The sequence below is a fragment of the Bacillus sp. BP-3 genome (assembly GCF_028401955.1).
Lineage (GTDB): Bacteria > Bacillota > Bacilli > Bacillales > Bacillaceae_G > Bacillus_A.
On sequence record NZ_JAQOTJ010000016.1, the window covers coordinates 81526 to 101375 of the forward strand.

Genomic DNA, 19850 nt, shown 5'->3' on the forward strand with positions numbered 1-19850 from the left:
TCACTTCCCCCGTAATTGCCCTATGATTTCAGCCATGATACTAATAGAAATTTCACCCGGACCTTGTGCACCAATTGAAATTCCAACAGGATAATGGAGATGATGAGGGATTACTCTCCCTTCTAATAAGCGCTCTGTACGATGACGCGGTCCTAAAACACCGATATAACGAACATTTTTTTCTAATAAGAGAGAGAGTAATTGCTGATCTTTTTCAAAGTGATGCGTCATAATGACAAGAAAATCACTTGGATGTAAGGAAAGGTTTTTAATCATTTTTACTGGAAACCCAACTACACATTCATCAGCATTTGGAAATTGATCAGTATTACATAGGCCTTCCCGCCAGTCGCAAACTGTTACAAAGAAGCTCGTTTCCTTCGCAAAACGAACGAGTGGCTTGGCATCTTCTCCTGCTCCAAAAATAAACAGGCGAGGCTTCGGTATAAAATGTTGGCTATAATATGCATCTTGTAATCCATTTTTCAAATCAGTTACCTTCGGAATGGCCCCTTCCCAATCTCCAAGCGTATTTCCGTTATTATACAGAAGTGCAGTTTGCTCTAACGAAAGGTTTTTCACCATCCAAGCAGAGGAACCATTAGTAAGGTGAATATATAAGTCTTGTAAAATCGCTTTATAGGTATCATCTATATGTTCCACTAATACATGAATAACACCATTACATCCTACTCCCCAAGACAAATCATCTTCTGCTTTCGTGTTAAATGTATGAATCGTCCACGTTTTATGCTCCATAACATCTGCAGCATAGTAGAAAAGTTCTTCTTCAATGCACCCTGCACTTAACATTCCCACTTTTGTACCGTCTTCTTGAAACAGCATCATCGTTCCTTCTTTTCGATATGCTGATCCTTCAACATGAATAATTGTAGCTAACGCACAGCGTGTCTCACAACATAACAACGCTTCTAATACATCATATACGGAAGTCATTTTGAATCCCCTCGCTGCTTTTGTAATACAGACTTTACAGCTTCTTCAATCTCTTGATAACTCGTGCAACGGCAAATGTTAGAACTTAACCATTCTTCAATTGTTCGATCATCTGCATCAGGCCTTTGCGACACAAGCCCGTGGCAATTCATAATAAATCCCGGTGTACAGTATCCGCATTGGAAAGCCTACTTCTCTTCAAAAGCTTGTTGAATAGGGGCTGATTGTAATCCCTCAATTGTGGTAACTTGCTTTCCAATTGCTTCAATAGCCAACATAATGCAAGACTTGATTGGTATCCCGTCAACGAGAACTGTGCAAGCACCACAATCACCATTTTCACAGCCTGGCTTTGCTCCTGTTAAATCCAGTTCGTGACGTAATATATGTAACAGCGTATCAGCCATTCTTGAGGCGACCTCTCGCGTTTCCCCATTTACATGTAGGATAAGCTGTACGTTCCTCATTCTTCTTCCCCCTCTGCAAAATTTCGCAATAGATCTTGCAGTACAGATTGAAATACAAATGTCCGATAAGCACGCGAGCCTCTTATATCATCTAATACAGGAGCAGGAATATGGGTTAAAGCGCGTTGAATTCTTTCCTCAAATGGAATACGCTTATTATTTAAATCTACTTCCATCCGAAATGAACGAAATGGAAAAGCACATAAACCGCTGCACGCCATTCGAATTTCGTCATCATATTTAATCGCCGCAACTGTTACGAGAGGATAATCAATTTTTTCTAGTTGGCGTTTCTTCACACTATAATATGGCGCAGTCACATATCGCCGCTCTGTAATCATTTGTACAAGAAACTCACCCTTTTGTAATTGTAGTGTTTTTATAAAAGATTGATGAGCAGGTACATATTTCATACCCTCTGTTCCTGCAATAACAAATGTACTATCAGCTAATAAAAACGGCAGTACAGCTTCCTTATAGCGAATCCTTCCCGCAACATTTCCGCCAATTGTAATTTTATTTCTTGCGGTGCGATCTGCGGCCCGGCCAGCAGTTTCCCCAAGAAGCGGAAAGACTTCCGCCTCTTGAACACTCGTTATCGTTAATGTTGCACCAAGTAAAAGTTTGTCACCCTGCCATTCACAAACATTACATTCCGAAATATCCTTTATATCAATAACAGCCTTCGTTCGAATTCGCTGCGAACGCCCCATCGTAATAATCTCTGTCCCGCCTCCATAGTAAAGCGGCTTCTTCCCCTCTTGATCTAGCTGGTGAAATAACCGAATAGCTTCTTGAATAGAATCTGGACGATAATACTCAAAATCAAATGGTATCATTCCATCCCTTCTCCTTTTTGCATCTCTTTCCAAATTAATTCTGGCGTAAGCGGTAAGTTTCGCAATGAAAGATCCGCTGCAATGGATAAACTGTTTCCTAAAGCTGCTGGCATACCAATAATTCCATGTTCCCCAAGTCCTCTAGAACCAAATGCAGCCTCTTCATGCGGTACTTCTACAAAATCGACAATATATTTTGGCTGTTGCCCGTAATGGATGACTTTATAAGAGCGAAACTGATGATTCAAATTTCGTTCTTTCGTATCATAATGAAATGTTTCTCGCGTTGCAAAACTGAGCCCCATACTCATGGCCCCCATAATTTGCGTCTCTGCTCCCTTTCTATTTAAAACGATTCCCGCATCTGCAACGGTTACAGCATTCAACAATCGGTATGTAAAGTCTTTGGGGTTATATTCCACTTCTACTGCTTGCGCTCCTACTCCCCATTCCGGTCCTTGTTTCCCTTTCCCTGTCTCATAATCAATGTCTGTAATTCCCTCAAGTACGTAACTCCCTTTTCCTATCACTTCTGTTCCTTTTACACTTCCATTTGAATCTACATACCCAAACACAATTTTCGAAAAAGGTACGTGTAGATTCGGGTTCGTTTTGACATATACTTCTTTTCCTGCAATCGCTAATTTTTCCGTGGGGTACCCGAGTATATTTGAAGCCGTTTGGCAGAGCTGCCTCATTGCGTCTTCTGCAGCCATTACAACCGCATTCCCAACAAGAAGTGTCGTTCGACTCGCTGCGGTTTTCCAATGCTTTGGAGCAACTTGTGTATTCACTTCCATCATGACATGCACATCATCAACATCCATGTTCATTTTCTCGGCAACCATTTGTGTGAGTACCGTTTTTGTTTCTTGCCCAATTTCAACAGCACCGCAATTAATATTGACACTACCATCACCGTTAAAGGTTAATACAGCACCCGCTCCGGCATTTTTTGGTGTAGTCGAATTTTTCCAGAAACAGCTAACCCCTTTTGCACGTACCATGCCATTAGATAGAATCACTTTCTTTCCCTCTTCCCAATTAATAAGCAATTGTAACTTCTGTAAGCACGCCGCTACATCTCCCGTATTACTTGACGTGACAAGCACTTGTGTCGGCGTTGTATCTCCTGGTCTAATGGCATTTTTCAGACGAAACATAAGCGGACACATCCCTAACTTATCAGCAAGTATATCGATTGTTCGTTCCATGACAAACGTATACTCCGAATGTCCAAAACCTCTAAACGACGTTGCATAAGTATGGTTTGTATACATACCGTACGAATCACACCATACGTTTTCAATCGCATATGGGCCCGTGCAGTCCAGCCCAGCTGCCTTACTCATCGTTACCGCTCGATCAGCATAAGCACCGCCGTCAAATAAATACAAAATTTCTGCTGCTTGCAGCTTTCCATCTTTCGTGCATCCAAGCTTTACTTTTGCTTGTAAGCCGATATGGACAGGAGATGTTATAAAATCTTCCTCTCTACTATTTCGAAGAGTAACCCGTCTCCCCCCGACTGCTTTTGAAGCAATATATGCTAAAAATTCAAGCTGCACCGCTGTTTTCCCACCATATGCGCCCCCGACTAAAGGCACGTGTACAATAACTTTCCCTTCATCAATTTGAAACACTTCACTTAACTGCCTCTTTATTTCAAAAGGAGCCTGTGAGGTAGAATGAACAATAACATCTCCATTCGGTTTCATTTCTACCCTAGCACACCGCGTTTCCATTGCTGTATGATCAGATTGCCGAAAAGAAAATGTTTCACAGGCAATCACGTCACTGTTCGTAAATCCTTTTTGAACATCCCCTTTACGAATCTTCGTCCGATTTGCGATATTTGTATGCGGCTTTGGGTATACCTTTTCTTCTAACTTATATCGTTCCACATGCTCATGGACTAAAATGTTTGATTCATTATAGGCTTGCAAAGGGGAACGAATAATCGGGAGCTCGTCATATATAACACGGATCCGTGTTGCTGCTTCTCTTGCAATTGCTTCAGTATCCGCCACAACAAGTGCAACAGGTTCACCAAAATACCGTACTTTCTCAAAGGCTAACAAAGGACGATCAACGATACTAGAACCGACAAGAATCGGATAATCCGCTCCCGTTACCACAGCATGTACACCTTGTACTTTCTTCGCTTCACGAATATCTATACTCTTAATATAAGCATGCGCATATGGGCTCGTAAGCAGTTTTGCATATAGTGTACCAACCTCTATTTCATCATTGATATACTTCGCTCTCCCCGTTACTTTATCAGCACCTTCTTTTCGCTTCACACTTTTTCCTATAACATGATACCGTTCCATTCCCGACCTCCTTCGCTCTGCTCTTCTACCATCCTATTTATACTGCCAACAATTTAGTACAGATCTCTCCATACAAAAAAATAGGCTACTAGCATTTAGCTAGCAGCCTACTTTTACGGAAATAACTTTGCAAATAAGTCTTCGGTTGTTTCCGTAATTTTCTCAAACATATCCGTTTCATTTTCCTCTTGCTCTTTGATCATTTTAATCGTGGCTCTCGCATCTTCTGGATAGTCTGTAATAATTCCATCCACATTCAATTTATAATATTTCCTTAAGCTCTCCATATCATTTACAGTCCATACATAAATCGGTTTATTTAATTTACGAGCAGATTGTACTAAGTGCTTATTTAACATATATTCTTCCGCTACATAAAAGTCTGCCGGAACATTTTTTAAATTTGCTGCATTTGCATATAGAACATATCCTACTTTTATATCTGGATTTGCACGTTTAAATTCTTTAATAAGCGGGTAATGTAATGTTTGAATCACACATTGCTTTTCAAAATCATTTTTTTCAATGGTTTTTAAAACTTTCTTTACAAAATCCTTTTCATTTCCATGGAGCTTCACTTCTATATTAAGCTTAATCTTTCCTTTTGCGAGTTTAATAATCTCATCAAGCGTACTAATTTTCCCTGAAAATCCATCTTGGCTGAGAGTAAGCTTTCGAAGTTCATCCATCGTTAATTCTGACACTTGTACATTTGCATTCGCAAGACGCTTTAGTTTCAAATCGTGTATAACGGCCAACTCGCCATCTTTCGTTTGCAATACATCAATCTCAGCATAATCTGCTTTCGCATCAATAGCTCCTTGGACCGACTCTTTTGTGTTCTCCACTCCCTTAGATACGTAACCACGGTGTGCCATAATAATCGGCTCTTTATAAGAATTTGTAATAAACGTTACAATAAAAGCCAAAACCATTCCAATTACAACAACCCCGCCAAGATATACACCAATAAATTTGAATCGATGTTTCTGAAAGAAACATTTCTCCACCTTTGTTTTCGAATAGTCAAGGCCCTCTTCTACTAAAACAGCTTCAACGGGAACCTTCTGTAAATATAGTCTTGTCAGCGCCATAATATAAAACGGCGTAACAATAAAGCTAAATATATACAATATACTCGTTACAAAGACAGATATAGTCGATTGTGCTAATAAAGCAAATGTTCCTTCTGGATTTGTAAATTCATAGACCCCAAGCAGTAACAATAAATAAACACCTGTAAAAAGTAGGAAGGCGACGCCTATAGAAATAAAAAATCCCACTAAAAAGAACAGGACTTTCAAAAAGTTTTCTTTTACTAACATCACACTTTGACGAGCAGCTACGCGAAACGGCTTTTCTTCTAAAACAATGATGGGTAAAACAAAAATCCAACGAAGATTGAAATAGGCAACTACGCCGAAAAAGGTATAATATCCAACTTGTCCCATTGTCGTTTTCAGTAATTCGCCTGAAATAAAATTAGGAATCTGAATTTCAGGAAGAAGTGCAGATTTATAACCGATGCTTAAAAGAGGGAGTAAAACCACAACATACAAAATAAATCCTGGTAAGCAATATGTGAAAAAAGAAGGTAAATACGTTACCGTTTTATATAAGATTGGACGCAGTCTCACCTTTTGCCGCTTATGCGCAAAATACGAAATTATAATAAGTACTGCAAATTCGATAAAAATGAGAAAAAGTGCTAGCACAGATAAAATTAAAATAGCTGCAATTCCATACGGTGTTTTAAAAAACGCAAGTAACTCATCATTTGTCGCATTTGCATATCCACCCCAGTATAATAGCTTATTAAAAATCATACCGAATAGTGGGATAAAAACAATTGCGGCTAGGAGCTTATACATGAGTTGAAACGATAATACATTTCCAAAGGCAAATCTTACTGTCTGAAAGGAATGTTTCATTACCCCTGGTATCGATAGTCTTTTACGGTGTAGCATAGATTCCTCCATATTCTAAAACTATATTTAAGTTAAAAAACGACATAAAAACCCTGTTTTTTAGGGGGCAAGAGCAGCTGGCCGCGCTTAGAAGCGGTCAGGGCCTTTCCCTATCACATGCAAGGTTAAACGAAAGTCAAATTGTATTCCACTGCTTGAAAATGAAAATGGCGATATATTTTATTTCATCATAATATATTCTACTAAACATGAATACTCATATAAACATATAAAAGAGCGATAGATTTTAAATCCACCGCTCTTTTTTATTATTCCTTCTTTTCCAGCTCTTGACCAAATGCCTTCAAAAAATTAAATCCAAATGTAATTGCTCGATTTATGTCTGGATCTCGTAATACTTTAAAGAAATCCATCACACCTGTTTTCTTGCCTTTTTGCAATTCATCTGTTGCATATTGTAAACCTGTAACTAAACTGGATGTTACTTGCTTCGTCACTTCTGGGTCTACTGAAGATAGTGCTTCTCCTGCACCCATCATATTATTCAATGCATTTTTTACTGGTTCACGGTTTAGTTGTTCAATCGCAATTTTCGAAACATCTTCTTTCGCTGCCAGCAAGCTTACGGCAGCATCTAACAAACCAGCTTTTTGAAGCTGCGCTAACAAAAGAATCGTTTCTTCAATTGCCTGTTGATTCTCTCCTAATTGTTGTAATAATTCCTCTGAAACTTGTTGCTTCTTTTGTTCTTCTGTTACAACCGTTTTTTGAATCATCGTAATTTCTTTTGCCACAATGCTCCCCCCCTAGTTTTCATCCACAAGTGATACATATTGTTTTCGTTGCCATTTCTTCTGCACTTCAACACCATTTTGCGGATGACGCTTTTTATTTCGCGGATTAGAAGCAGGAAGTGGACGATTTCCTTTTTCACGCAGCACACGCATTTTGACGCGCGTTTGTTTATATGCTGGTGTGCATGTATAAAGGTCGGTTGCCGTTCCTGTTAAAATATTAATTGCTTCTTCATTTACTGTTGCATGCATCGGTAAATATAGTTCGTTTCCAGTTACACGATCTGTAATAAGCGCTGGAACTTTGATTTTTCCAAACGGTGATGCAAGTTCAACAAGACTTCCATCCCTCACATTTCGCTCCATCGCTAACTCTGGAGAAATCTCAACAAATACCTCTGACATTTTCGATAAAATACCTGCCGATTTCTTTGTCATATTCCCCTCATGGAAATGTTCAAGCATGCGGCCATTATTTAATAATAAATCATATTCTTCCGGCACCTCGACTGGCGGTACCCATTCATCAAGTGATAAGCGTGCCTTTTTATCTGGAAAATTAAATCCATCCAAATATAATAATGGTGTATCACTGCCATCATGACTACCCCAGCACAAGCTATTCCATCCTTCTAAACGATCATATGTTGCCTGAGAATATAAAGGAGCAAGCGATGCGATTTCATCCATAATTTCACTTGGATGCTTATAGTTCCAATTTGCACCTAATGCACGAGCTACCTTTTGCAGAATCCACCAGTCTGGTTTTGAATCACCAAGCGGCGGTATAACCTCGTATAAACGCTGAATACGACGTTCTGTATTCGTAAATGTTCCTTCTTTTTCTAAACTTGGTGCTGCTGGTAAAATGACATCTGCAAAACGAGCTGTTTTTGTTAAAAACATATCTTGTACAACAAGGAAGTCAAGATTTTCTAAAATGTGCTGCACATGATTCGCGTTAGAATCGACTAATGCCATTTCTTCTCCCATCACATACATACCACGTAATTTCCCTGCTTCTGCAGCAATCAGCATCGCAATGTTATTTAATCCTGGTTCTTTCGGAATCGAAACACCGTATGCTCTTTCAAATTTCGCGCGCAGTGCATCATCGGATATTGCTTGGTAACCAGGCAGCCAGTTTGGTAATGTTGCCATATCACAAGCACCTTGTACGTTATTATGTCCACGCAGCGGGTATGCTCCTGCACCAGGACGACGATAGTTACCTGTTACAAGAAGTAAATTAGATATTGCAGCTGATGTCGTACTTCCACCTGTATTTTGCGTCACTCCCATACCCCAAAGTACACATGTACCATCTGCATCACGAATCATCTTTGCCATTTCTATTAATGTATCTTTCGAAATGCCCGTTACACTTTCTGTATAATCAAGCGTATACTTCTCTAACATTGTTTTATATTCATCAAAATTCTTTACGTTTTCAGCTAGAAATACTTTATCATGCCAATCTTGATCAATAATATATTTGGTTACACCTGCTAGCCAAACGTAATCTGTACCTTGACTTGGGTGAACAAATAGATCTGCACGCTCTGCCATTTCATGCTTACGCAGATCAGCTACAATCAATTTTTGCTCATGCAGTTTATGGGCGCGTTTCACACGCGTTGCAAGAACTGGATGACCTTCTGTCGGATTTGCTCCAACAATAATGATAAGTCCTGCCTCTGCAATATCTTTAATTGTTCCTGCATCACCGCCCATGCCTACCGTTTTAAATAAACCATCTGTTGCTGGTGATTGACAGTAACGAGAACAGTTGTCCACATTATTTGTCCCATATACTTGTCGTGCTAACTTTTGCATTAAATAATTTTCTTCATTCGTCACTTTAGAAGAAGAAATAAACCCAAAAGCATCACTGCCATATTGCTCTTTAATATGACTCATATTTGCTGCAACAACTTCTAGCGCCTCTTCCCAAGTTGCTTCAACAAACATGTCTCCTTTACGGATAAGCGGCTTTGTAATCCGTTCTTCACTATTTACAAAATCCCATCCAAACTTTCCTTTTACACACGTTGAAATCCCGTTTACTGGTGCATCCGATGACGGTTGTACTTTTAAAATATGACGATCTTTCGTCCATACTTCAAATGAACACCCGACGCCACAGAACGTACAAACGGTTTTCGTTTTATTGATTTTCGTTTTACGCATCGCTGCCTCTACTTCCGAAACAGCTAAAATACTGCTATAACCCGGTTCTACATCTTTTACAAAATCAATCATTGGATGTAATACATCTTGTTTTAGCCCCGTCATAAAGCCAGCTTCTCCAAGCATCGATTTTTCCATTAGGGCATTGCATGGGCAAACCGTTACACATTGCCCACAACTTACACAAGAGGAATCATTAATTGCTACGCCATCATCCCAAATGACACGCGGACGATCTAAATTCCAATCAATAGATAATGTTTCATTTACTTGTAAGTTTTGACACACTTCTACACATTGACCACATGCAATACACTGATTTGGATCGTAACGATAAAACGGATGGGACATATCCACCTCCGAAACACTCACTTTCGGTTCGTACGGATATTTCTGTTCTTCAATTCCCATCATATGCACTGTATTATGAACTTTACAATTTCCGTTATTATTATCGCAAACAGTACAATATAGTAAATGATTCTCAAGTAATCGATCCATCGCTTCTGTCTGGGCTTCAACCGCTCGCCTTGACTTTCTTTCAATATGCATACCTTCTTCAAGGTTTGTTGAGCAAGCGCGCATCAGCTTTCCATTCACTTCAACAATACATGTATCACACGTCTGAATTGGATCTACTTCTGGTACGTGACAAATTTGCGGGTGTTCAAGCTCTCTTTCGTTTAATAACTGCAATATCGTTTTCTCACTAGATGAAATATACTCTGTACCATCGACAGTTACACGAATTTTGTGTTCTGACATCTTTACCCTCTCCTTACAACCAACCGTACAACATATTTTGAATGCGGTTTCAAAACGATGTTGCTATACGCTCTTTTTCAAAACAGAAAAAATAGTTCTTCGAGGTAGATTCTTGATGTATAAATAAGCTTACAATTGATGTATATGACTACGATTCTATTATATCGTAGAACACAAATAATAACCAAGGAATGTATGTGAATACATATTGAAAATCGGCATTAAAATCCCGTTCTTCCTTGGCGGGGACGAGAGAAACTGGACATGCATAGCAGCGACTTCTACGCTGAAAAATTAAAATAGATTTATATAAAACGAATGCTTTTCTTTTTTTCTTGTCTTATGATAAACATGGGAGAATAATTGATAAAGGGGAAAATCGTATGGAGTCTGTTCAAAGCACATATACAATGGTTCGTTACCAAGGTGGGACATTTCATCAAAAAGATGATGAGGTTGTAACAGAATATCCACTTACAATTAAACTAAACGGTGAAGAATATGTAACAATTGTTTGTACACCTGATCATATTGAAGATATGGTCGTTGGCTTTTTAGTATCAGAAGGTATTATTCCTTCCTATAAACACATTGAACAATTATGGATCCAAAAAGAAAAAGGGTTTGCGCATGTCACAACTACGCAAACAAATCCACTCTATCAAACTTGCTATAACAAACGATATGTGACATCGTGCTGCGGGAAAAGCAGACAAGGCTTTGTCTTTGTAAATGATGCAGCCAAAGCAAAAACGATGAACGATATTCATATTACCTTGGGACCTAAAGATTGCTTTCGTCTCATGAAGGCACTGCAGCAATCCTCTACTACTTTCCAAGAAACAGGTGGTGTGCATAACACCGCATTATGTGATGAAAATCAAATTCTCGTTTCACGAATGGATATTGGTCGTCACAATGCTTTAGACAAAATTTACGGGTATTGCTTGCGAAACAATATTTCGATAACAGGAAAAGTAATTGCCTTTAGCGGCCGCATTTCATCTGAAATCTTACTTAAAGTTGCAAAAATCGGCTGTGAAATTGTCCTATCCAAATCCGCTCCGACAAAATTGGCGTTAGAACTTGCTCATGATTTAGGAATTACTGTCGTTGGCTTTATTCGCGGTGATTCTTGTAATATTTACACACACCCAGAGCGAATTGAAGGGTATAAATAAACAAAACAATGAGGTTATCCCAAAAGTTTCACTTTTCGGTATGATTCAGCTCAGCGAATTGACTACTTGTATGTCGAATCGCCGATATATTGCAAAGAACGGTCGATAACGAAAAAAAAGGACTGACTTCAAAAGGCACTTATGTGCCCTTTGTGTCAGCTTCTATATAAATTCATTTTTATTTTTCAACATATAAGTCGCTGCTATGCAGAATACAATATGACCGCTACTTGCTTTCTCCCTTTGTTTAAAACCTCGCATGTGGTAGGAAAAGGATCTGACCGTTTCTATGCACGGCCAGATGCTCTTGTCTTCCCTAAAAAAGGGATTTTTATATCGTTATTATAACCTGTATACATATAGTTATAAAAATACAACATATAAATCTATTGAATAGTTAATGAAGTTAATATATAATTTTATTACATAAAACCACTAGGAGGTTACTTGTATGAATATTCGTGTATTAACAAAAGAAGATGCAAGTATATATTTACAACTTTGCATAGAAGGATTAACTCAAAATCCAGAAGCATTTGGTTCCTCTTATGAAGATATTATGAAACAAAAAAATCCCGTTGCTGCCATTGCAAAACGGTTAGATAATCCTGAAAAATTTACGATAGGTGCTTTTCAAGAAGACGAATTAATCGGTATTGCCACTCTTGAAATAAAACCACTTGTCAAACAAGAGCATAAGGCGAAAATCGGCTCTGTATATGTTTCTCCAAAAGCACGTGGTCTTGGTGCTGGAAGAGCGCTAATTGAAACGATCATTGAAAATGCCCCAAGATTAGATATAGAACAAATTATGCTTAATGTGGTTGCCGGAAATAAACCGGCAAAGAAACTATATGAATCACTGGGGTTCCAAACATTTGGTATAGAAGAACGCGCTTTAAAATATAACGGACAATATTGGGATGAAGAACATATGATGTTATTTCTCAATGTTTAAAACTTCTTTTAACATAAAAACACCCACTCTCCTGCAAATCTTGAAGTGGGTGTTTCTCATGGATCATTATTTTCACATTACAAAAGCCTCGCACAATAGGTGCGAGGCTTTTTATCTATAACAAATCAATTTATTTTATAACAACCAAAAAAACTTTCTAACACAAACGACGATAATCATCATTGACACCAAAATGCAGATTATAGCTACATTTCGTTCGTGTTTCTGCTTTTCAAGGTCTTTTTTGTTCACTATCTAAATCCCCTTTTATCTACATTCAAAAAAAGTTGTGAGATAGAAATTTTTCTTATCCGATGCGAGGTGAATACGAAAAACGTTCTCTATCTCACGTACACAATAGAATGGAATTTGTCATTTTGAAATCAAAATGACATGACGTTATGTCGCAACATAGGGTATTTTTGTGCTGCTACATTGCTTATTATAAAAGAAAAATGTGCAAAAGTAGTGCATTTTTTATGGCAATTGTCCTTTTCTTTTCCATATGAACAGTGTTTTTTGTAAAGTTCATGTAGAATAATATAAAGGAAACTTCTATTCGTGAGAGTTTCACTCTCCTATCTTTTCCTTTTAACTCTTAATGCAGGATAAATAATGAAAACTTGAGGTGTACATCGTTATGGCCAAACTATTATTAGTAGATGACGAAGAACGCATGCTTCGCTTATTAGATTTATTCTTAAGTCCACTTGGACATTTTTGTATGAAAGCAACATCAGGCCAAGAGGCACTTGATCTCGTTCAACAAAAAGAATTTGATCTTATTTTGTTAGACGTGATGATGCCAAATATGGACGGCTGGGAGGCTTGCTTTCAAATTCGACAAATCAGTAACGTCCCCATTATTATGCTAACAGCACGGAATCAAAATTATGACATGGTAAAAGGACTCACGTTAGGTGCTGATGACTATATTACTAAACCATTTGATGAGCAAGTATTAATTGCTCGTATCGAAGCTGTACTCCGCCGTACGAAGAAAGAGGGATTTGTAAACTTTAACGGCATCGAATGGGATAAAACGAGACATACCGTAACTGTATATGATGAAAAACTCTCTCTCACGCCAATTGAATTTTCCTTACTCGGACTCTTTTTACAAAATATAAATCGTGCTTATAGCCGCGATGAGCTTATCGAAATTATTTGGGGATTTCAAACAGATATTGAATATCGTACCGTTGATTCTCACATTCGTAATATACGCGAAAAACTTCGAAAAGCAGGATTTCCTATTGAAGAACACCTAGAAACTGTTTATAAAATAGGTTACAAATGGAAAAATGGCTCCTCATAAATTAGAAAGGAAAACTTTCATCAGTGGGGATTCTTCTTTCCCCATTAATGATTGTCTGAACTACTCAGGCATATACTAGCAGTTTTTCTTCTATCTAAATTTGTTGTTTCGTCATAACTTTACGATAGAGGTCTTACTGCCTGTTAGTACAGAAAAAAGGTTGTGAATCATTAATGAATAAACTTTCTATAAAGCTTGGGACGTACTTTTTATTATTAGCTCTTTGCATTGAATCCGTACTATTTGTATCTTTTCATACAACACTGGCACAAATGCGTGTAGACGAAGAAACTACAGCCTTATTAGAAAAAGGAACTTGGTATCGTAATATTATTGAAAAACGCTATAGGGAAAGAATCTTTGAACGTGTAGCAGCGATGGAATCTAATTCGCCTTCTCATACAAAACTTGTCATAACAGATGCAACAGGTCATATTATCGACTCTTCTGACCCTGTTACAGAAGATATGCGCAAACAACTTGAGAAAAAGATTACATACATTCCTAGAGATGGAATGATCACAGAAGATCGTTGGAAAGAATCAAAATATATTTCAACAGCCAGCCCCATTGTAAAACATGGAGTCGTAATTGGCTATGTCCATATGTTTTTAGAAACCGCATCTATAAAAATGATGATCTTTCGATTAACACAACAATTCGTTACCGTCGGTGCATTGACAGTAGCTCTTACAACAATTTTAGTATTTTTATTTTCAAGGGTTATTACAAATCCACTTATAAAAATGAAGCAGGCAACTGAAAAAATGATGAAACAAAATGAGCCCATTACATTAGGGATTAAAAGTAATGATGAATTAGGAAGCTTAGCAAAAACAATCGAACAACTTTCTAGTGAGTTAACATATATGAAAAAAGAACGAAACGAGTTTCTCGCCAGCGTCGCACATGAATTACTCACTCCGCTCACATATGTAAAAGGATACACAAAAGTTGCAAAAAGAGGGTCTTTATCTAAAGAGGAACGGGAAGAATATTTACAAATCATTGAAGAAGAAACAGAAAATATTACTGAACTCGTACAAGACTTATTTGAGCTTGCGCAGCTTGAACAACACCAATTTACGATAAAGAAACAATCAACCTTGCTGTTACCATTTGCCGAGCGTATGGTTGAAAAAATAAAGCCATCTCTTAACAAGAAAGAAATGGATATCTCTTTATATTGCCAAGAAGATTTATACGCCTGCATCGATGACCGCCGTATGGAGCAAGTCATGCTAAATTTATTACATAATGCACATCAGCATTCTCATGAAAATTCTCATATTACAGTACTAGTATTAAAAAAAGAGCATACTTTTCTTATACAAGTGCAAGATGAAGGGGAAGGAATTCCAAGTGAAGACATACCACATATTTTTGACCGCTTCTATCGAGTTGATAAATCCAGAACACGAGCAACTGGCGGAAAAGGTATTGGTTTAGCTGTTGCAAAAGAAATTATAGAATTGCATGGTGGTTCCATACAAGTAACAAGCGAGGTCGGAGTTGGAACTACATTTACTATAGAATTACCTTTTAAATAGCTATTTATATATAAATACAAATTGAAAAAACGACATATAAACCCTTTTCTTTTTAGATGAGCAAGAGCATCTGGCCGTGCCATAGTAGCGGTCAGTTCCTTTTTCTGCCACAGGCCATGTTGTAAGCAAAAGGAGCAAGCAAGTACTGGATACTTGTTTCTCCGTAAGTGCAGTTTTATGTAGAAATATTAAAACAGTTTATCCCGCATTAACGGGCAGTAAAAGCCCGATTGGTGAGGGCTAATAATCAGTGGGGGATGAAGAAAACCCCCACTGATTAAAGTTTCACTTTATATATCGAGCCTATTTTTTGAAAGTATTATGATTTTAATATAAAATATAACATTACCACCAAAGAATTGGAGGATGACACAGTTGGAAATTCGTGTATTAACAAAAAAAGATGCAGAAATTTACTTAGCACTTCGCGTCGAGGGATTAAAACAAAATCCAGAAGCGTTCAGTTCTTCTTATGAAGATCTTATTAATAAGGAAGATCCTGTTGAATATAAAGCGCAAATATTAGACCAAAACGAAAATTACACGCTTGGTGCTTTTAAAGACAACGATTTAGTTGGCGTTGCAACTTTAGAAACAAAATCATTTTTAAAACAAGAACATAAAGCAAAAATTGGTTCTGTTTACGTCTCTCCAAAGGCGCGCGGAATGGGTGCTGGGAAGGCGCTTATGCAAGCAGCAATTGAAAAAGCAAAAGAGTTAGAAGTAGAACAACTTATGCTTGATGTTGTCGTTGGCAATGAAGGTGCAAAAAAGCTCTACGAATCGTTAGGCTTTAAAACTTTTGGCGTACAAGAGCGTTCGTTAAAATATAATGACCAATATTGGGACGAAGAGCATATGGTTTTATTTTTACATGGAGAAAACAAATAGAGAAAAGGGATCCCCCTTTTCTCTATTTTCATTTTAATTTGTCTTTTGTTCTAAATCATGTAATGTTTGCATTAACTGATCATTTAAATTCCCAAGCGTTTGTTTATCAAGAGGACTTACTTGAGATCCTGCCACTTCTGGATTCAAAGACTTTTCAATCTGCTCATAGAGCTCTGGGTATCGTGGTTTTACTCCATCCTCAAATGTTTTCCAAATCTCTTCTAATTTCGGACCAATCTCTTTTACTTTCTTTTCATCCCCTGCATTGATTGCTTGTTTTAATTCATCCGTTTTTGTAAGCAGCTTTGAAACCCCAGCTTTAACTTGGTCGACAGGAATGAGTTTCTCTGAAATCTGATATAAAACATCAATCAACTGGTTATCTAATTTTAAAAGTGTATCTTTATCAATCGTACTTGCCTTCGATCCTGCTACGATTGGATCAAGGTATTTTTCTACTTGTGCATATTGATCAGGGTATTGTGATTTCACACCATCTTCAAATTTCCCCCAACTCTCTTCAAGTTTTGGACCAAACTCTTTAATTTTTGCTTCATCATTCGCATTAATGCCTTTCTTTAGCTGTTTAGCATCATGCAGTAAATTTGCAGTCCCATCTTTCACATTTGTTGCAGTAGTTTGCTCTTTACCTTTCGATTGCTCTGTAGCCTTAGATGCACTAGATGCAGAATGATTATCTGAACTACAACCAGCTAGAGCTAATGTGCCCGTCATGGCTACTGCCGCAATGATTTTCATAGTTTTCATAAAATGTATTCCTCCTGATATTTGAAATATGTTATTTTAATTGGACATTGTTTTCTTTATGATTTGATTCGTTTCCACATGAAAGCCCCAACAGCTAATAAGAGTAAACAGATTTGCGGCACCGCACTTTGCCAAGATGGATAAAATCCTAAGAAATCAATACTCGGCAAGTTAGGAGCTGTTGTAGACGGTAAAGAACCTGCAAGCTGAAGGCTATGAATACCGAGTCCTGTAAATTTGAAGCATAAATAGAAAACAATTAAACTTGATACTAAGAAAAACGGCCTCATCGGTAACTTAACACCGATAACAAGCATGAAATAAGCAATAATAGCCAAGATACCGAGACCAATCAAAATACCAATTAGTAACTGTTGAAAACTAATCTGATTCACCATACCAATAACAAAAAGTACAGTCTCTGTTCCCTCACGAAAAACGGCTAGGAATGATAACACACCGAGAGAAATCATACGTCCCGTATCTAACGCCGACTGACTTTTGTTATGAATATACTGATTCCACTCTGCAATATTTGATTTACTATGCAACCAGTAACTCATGTAAAGAAGCATGATAGCTGCCACAATCGCAGTCCATCCTGAGATTAGGAAATTATTCTGACCGAAAGCACCCGATGTAAAAACAAATTTAACAATGACTGCTAGCACAGCGCTCAAAACGAAACCGACTGAAACACCGCTCCAAATCCACCCTTTCCCCTGTCCGCCATTAGATTTTTTCACAAAGGTTAAGAGCGCACCTACAACGAGTAATGCTTCTAGCCCCTCACGAATCGGTATCATTGCAGCATCCCAAATTGTATAGCTAGTTTTAGTCGCAAGTGGCACCAAATATGCAATCATCTTATCGAGTAACTGAGCAGCACCCTTATAATTACCTTCAGAAATCATTGCATTCACTGTAACCATATCTCGTTCCGTATCGTTATATACTGTAGCCGATTGTGCCACAACAGTTCCTTCGATGCTGAGCCATGATTCTCGAACTTTTGTAATATGGGCTAGAGACGACTGTTGATTGCTATTTTGCACTTTTTCTTTTGTCTCTTGCAACATCACAATAAAATCAGAAAGTGTAATGTTTTGTTTATGAAATCCATTGCCTTTCGTATATTGACCATGAATAAATTTTTCGTTGACACTTTGAAGACCTTGCAGTGCCTTCACAACATCTTGTTGTTTGTTCTGTATAAAAGCATATTGTACTTGACCCATATTTGACTCAATATCGCTATATGCCTGAGCTGAATCCGCCTTCACAGAACTCTCAATTTCAAGCCAAGTATCATTAAATTTCTGATAGACTGTCTGTGCTTCTACTAGATTACCTTGCTGTGCAATTGTTACTGCTTGATTAACGTATTGCTCTGCCTTACTCATGTTCTCTGTTCCCTGACTTGCAGCCAAACTAGTAAGCGGTTTCGTCAAAGTTAGTAATAAAAGAAAAATGAAGAAAGTAGAATAGCTAATTCGCCTAAACATATCATCAACTCCATAATCATTTCCATTAATTAACTGATAATAATTATCATTATTATCACAACTGATTGTTATTATCAGTTACAACTGCTATTCTGTCAATGGTATAATATTACTGTTTGTTCTAAAGATATAGATGATTCGATTTAACGGCATTTCACGTAAAATAAACCTTTAAAATAAGATTATGAATTCATATAAATTTATGAACTGAATGATTACAGTCATCCAGAAAATCAAATATTATAATCTTCATCCAAATGAAAATAAAGACAACCTAGAACTCAGGAAATAAAGTTTTAGATTGTCTTTTATCTATTTATGGATATATGAATCAGTTACTATTCAAATCAAGTCCCATTTAACTCATTCCTTCTTTAATCAAACCATGCCTTTGCCAACAGTTGAACTGCTTCCTTAATTTCTTCCTCAGATAAAATCGCAAAGCCAAGCAAGATTGTTTTATTATCAGCTTTCATCTCATCATAGTACATAGAAACTGGATATACTTTTATACTATATGCTGCCGCTTTCTCAATAAGCTCTTGCTCTGTCATACCATTATTTACTCGTAATAATATATGCAGCCCCGAATCTTGGCCAATTATTTCTACGCATTTCGGGAAATATGTTGAAATTGCAGAAACCAATGTATCCCTCTTCTTCCGATACACAACTCTCATTTTATGAATATGCTTTTCCCAATGTCCACCTTCGAGAAATCGTTCCACAATCTCTTGATCAATGCGCGATACAGTCTGCGTATAAAATAAATATTCTTTTCGATATACTTCAATAAGTGTTTTTGGAAGCACCATATAACTCATACGTAACGATGGAAGTAATGCTTTTGAAAAAGTACTCATATAAATAACCTTTCCATTTGTATCTAACCCTTGGAGAGCTGGAATTGGTTTCCCTGAATATCGAAATTCACTATCATAATCATCTTCTACAATATAACGCCCTTCTTTTTTCTCTGCCCAATGCAAGAGCTGCATTCTTCTCGAAACCGGCATAATCATTCCGCATGGAAATTGATGAGATGGTGTCACAAATACCACATTTGCATCACTTTCTTCTAAACTCGAAATCATAATCCCATTTTCATCAAGCGGCAGCATTTTCACATGTTCTGTCCCTTTTTCACACGTAACCATTTTCCAGTGGTATCCTGGATTCTCTACTGCAAATGCACTCTCTTTTAACAATTGAAATAGCATTCTTATTAAATATTGCGTTCCTGCCCCAATGATAATTTGACTTGGTGAACATTGTACACCGCGTGATTCATACATGTATTGCGCAATTTCTTTTCTTAATCCAAATTATTGTGATAGGTAAGGGTTTGATATTATCTCCGCCTTTTCCCCCACATCACACCGTACGTGATGGTTTCCCATCAT

Annotated in this window: 13 protein-coding genes and 2 pseudogenes; 5 read left to right on the forward strand and 10 right to left on the reverse strand. The window is 37.5% G+C overall.

All coding sequences use genetic code 11. The annotated features are described in order from the left end of the window. The 7 genes and pseudogenes from PLX19_RS20690 to fdhF form a co-directional block, all read right to left on the reverse strand. A complete protein-coding gene (locus PLX19_RS20690) occupies nt 1-957 on the reverse strand; it encodes an XdhC family protein (protein WP_272190709.1) in 957 nt (318 codons plus the stop codon). Beyond that, nucleotides 954-1424 (reverse strand): annotated as a pseudogene (locus PLX19_RS20695) ((2Fe-2S)-binding protein). Before PLX19_RS20695 ends, PLX19_RS20690 begins: the two are co-directional and overlap by 4 nt. Next, nucleotides 1421-2263 carry an FAD binding domain-containing protein gene (locus PLX19_RS20700; protein ID WP_272190710.1) on the reverse strand — a complete coding sequence of 281 codons (843 nt, stop codon included), beginning with the start codon at nt 2261-2263 and terminating at the stop codon, nt 1421-1423. The pseudogene PLX19_RS20695 and the gene PLX19_RS20700 overlap by 4 nt, the downstream one beginning before the upstream one ends. Then, nucleotides 2260-4599 carry a xanthine dehydrogenase family protein molybdopterin-binding subunit gene (locus tag PLX19_RS20705; protein ID WP_272190711.1) on the reverse strand — a complete coding sequence of 780 codons (2340 nt, stop codon included), beginning with the start codon at nt 4597-4599 and terminating at the stop codon, nt 2260-2262. Before PLX19_RS20705 ends, PLX19_RS20700 begins: the two co-directional genes overlap by 4 nt. Before the next feature lie 113 nt (nt 4600-4712). After that, nucleotides 4713-6566, reverse strand: coding sequence for a glycerophosphodiester phosphodiesterase (locus PLX19_RS20710; protein ID WP_272190712.1), 1854 nt, complete (start codon nt 6564-6566; stop codon nt 4713-4715). Between the two features lie 269 nt (nt 6567-6835). Continuing rightward, entirely contained in the window at nt 6836-7321 is a 486-nt protein-coding gene (locus tag PLX19_RS20715) for a DUF1641 domain-containing protein (protein ID WP_272190713.1), read from the reverse strand. A 12-nt stretch (nt 7322-7333) separates the two neighbouring features. Beyond that, nucleotides 7334-10276, reverse strand: a complete 2943-nt coding sequence (fdhF, locus tag PLX19_RS20720) for a formate dehydrogenase subunit alpha (RefSeq protein ID WP_272190714.1) — start codon at nt 10274-10276, stop codon at nt 7334-7336. Nucleotides 10277-10659: 383 nt separating this feature from the next. Here fdhF and fdhD point away from each other — a divergent pair, with 383 nt between their 5' ends. The 5 genes from fdhD (at nt 10660) to PLX19_RS20745 (ending at nt 16174) form a co-directional block, all read left to right on the forward strand. Further along, nucleotides 10660-11457, forward strand: a complete 798-nt coding sequence (fdhD, locus tag PLX19_RS20725; RefSeq protein ID WP_272190715.1) for a formate dehydrogenase accessory sulfurtransferase FdhD — start codon at nt 10660-10662, stop codon at nt 11455-11457. 451 nt (nt 11458-11908) lie between these two features. Continuing rightward, a complete protein-coding gene (locus PLX19_RS20730) occupies nt 11909-12415 on the forward strand; it encodes a GNAT family N-acetyltransferase (protein WP_272190717.1) in 507 nt (168 codons plus the stop codon). Between the two features lie 640 nt (nt 12416-13055). Then, the gene (locus PLX19_RS20735; RefSeq protein WP_272190719.1) at nt 13056-13733 is read left to right on the forward strand and encodes a response regulator transcription factor; all 678 of its coding nucleotides are present in this window, start codon (nt 13056-13058) and stop codon (nt 13731-13733) included. Nucleotides 13734-13906: 173 nt separating this feature from the next. Continuing rightward, nucleotides 13907-15283, forward strand: coding sequence for a HAMP domain-containing sensor histidine kinase (locus tag PLX19_RS20740; RefSeq protein ID WP_272190720.1), 1377 nt, complete (start codon nt 13907-13909; stop codon nt 15281-15283). Nucleotides 15284-15658: 375 nt separating this feature from the next. Continuing rightward, nucleotides 15659-16174 (forward strand): GNAT family N-acetyltransferase, encoded by a 516-nt coding sequence (locus PLX19_RS20745; RefSeq protein ID WP_272190721.1) that lies wholly within the window; start codon nt 15659-15661, stop codon nt 16172-16174. Between the two features lie 33 nt (nt 16175-16207). Here PLX19_RS20745 and PLX19_RS20750 read toward each other — a convergent pair whose 3' ends face one another. From PLX19_RS20750 to pdxR, 3 genes and pseudogenes are all read right to left on the reverse strand, one after another. Beyond that, nucleotides 16208-16942, reverse strand: a complete 735-nt coding sequence (locus PLX19_RS20750) for a hypothetical protein (protein ID WP_272190722.1) — start codon at nt 16940-16942, stop codon at nt 16208-16210. Nucleotides 16943-16998: 56 nt separating this feature from the next. Further along, entirely contained in the window at nt 16999-18447 is a 1449-nt protein-coding gene (locus tag PLX19_RS20755) for an FTR1 family iron permease (protein ID WP_272190724.1), read from the reverse strand. A gap of 374 nt (nt 18448-18821) precedes the next feature. After that, nucleotides 18822-19766: pseudogene (gene pdxR, locus PLX19_RS20760) on the reverse strand (MocR-like pyridoxine biosynthesis transcription factor PdxR); the annotation flags it as partial. Between the last annotated feature and the right edge of the window lie 84 nt (nt 19767-19850).

Coding starts and splice junctions, on each gene's coding strand:
- PLX19_RS20750 (WP_272190722.1), bottom strand. CDS start 16,942: ATGAAAACTATGAAAATCATTGCGGCAGTAGCCATGACGGGCACATTA.
- PLX19_RS20710 (WP_272190712.1), bottom strand. CDS start 6,566: ATGCTACACCGTAAAAGACTATCGATACCAGGGGTAATGAAACATTCC.
- PLX19_RS20730 (WP_272190717.1), top strand. CDS start 11,909: ATGAATATTCGTGTATTAACAAAAGAAGATGCAAGTATATATTTACAA.
- PLX19_RS20700 (WP_272190710.1), bottom strand. CDS start 2,263: ATGATACCATTTGATTTTGAGTATTATCGTCCAGATTCTATTCAAGAA.
- fdhD (WP_272190715.1), top strand. CDS start 10,660: ATGGAGTCTGTTCAAAGCACATATACAATGGTTCGTTACCAAGGTGGG.
- PLX19_RS20735 (WP_272190719.1), top strand. CDS start 13,056: ATGGCCAAACTATTATTAGTAGATGACGAAGAACGCATGCTTCGCTTA.
- PLX19_RS20690 (WP_272190709.1), bottom strand. CDS start 957: ATGACTTCCGTATATGATGTATTAGAAGCGTTGTTATGTTGTGAGACA.
- PLX19_RS20705 (WP_272190711.1), bottom strand. CDS start 4,599: ATGGAACGGTATCATGTTATAGGAAAAAGTGTGAAGCGAAAAGAAGGT.
- fdhF (WP_272190714.1), bottom strand. CDS start 10,276: ATGTCAGAACACAAAATTCGTGTAACTGTCGATGGTACAGAGTATATT.
- PLX19_RS20755 (WP_272190724.1), bottom strand. CDS start 18,447: ATGTTTAGGCGAATTAGCTATTCTACTTTCTTCATTTTTCTTTTATTA.
- PLX19_RS20740 (WP_272190720.1), top strand. CDS start 13,907: ATGAATAAACTTTCTATAAAGCTTGGGACGTACTTTTTATTATTAGCT.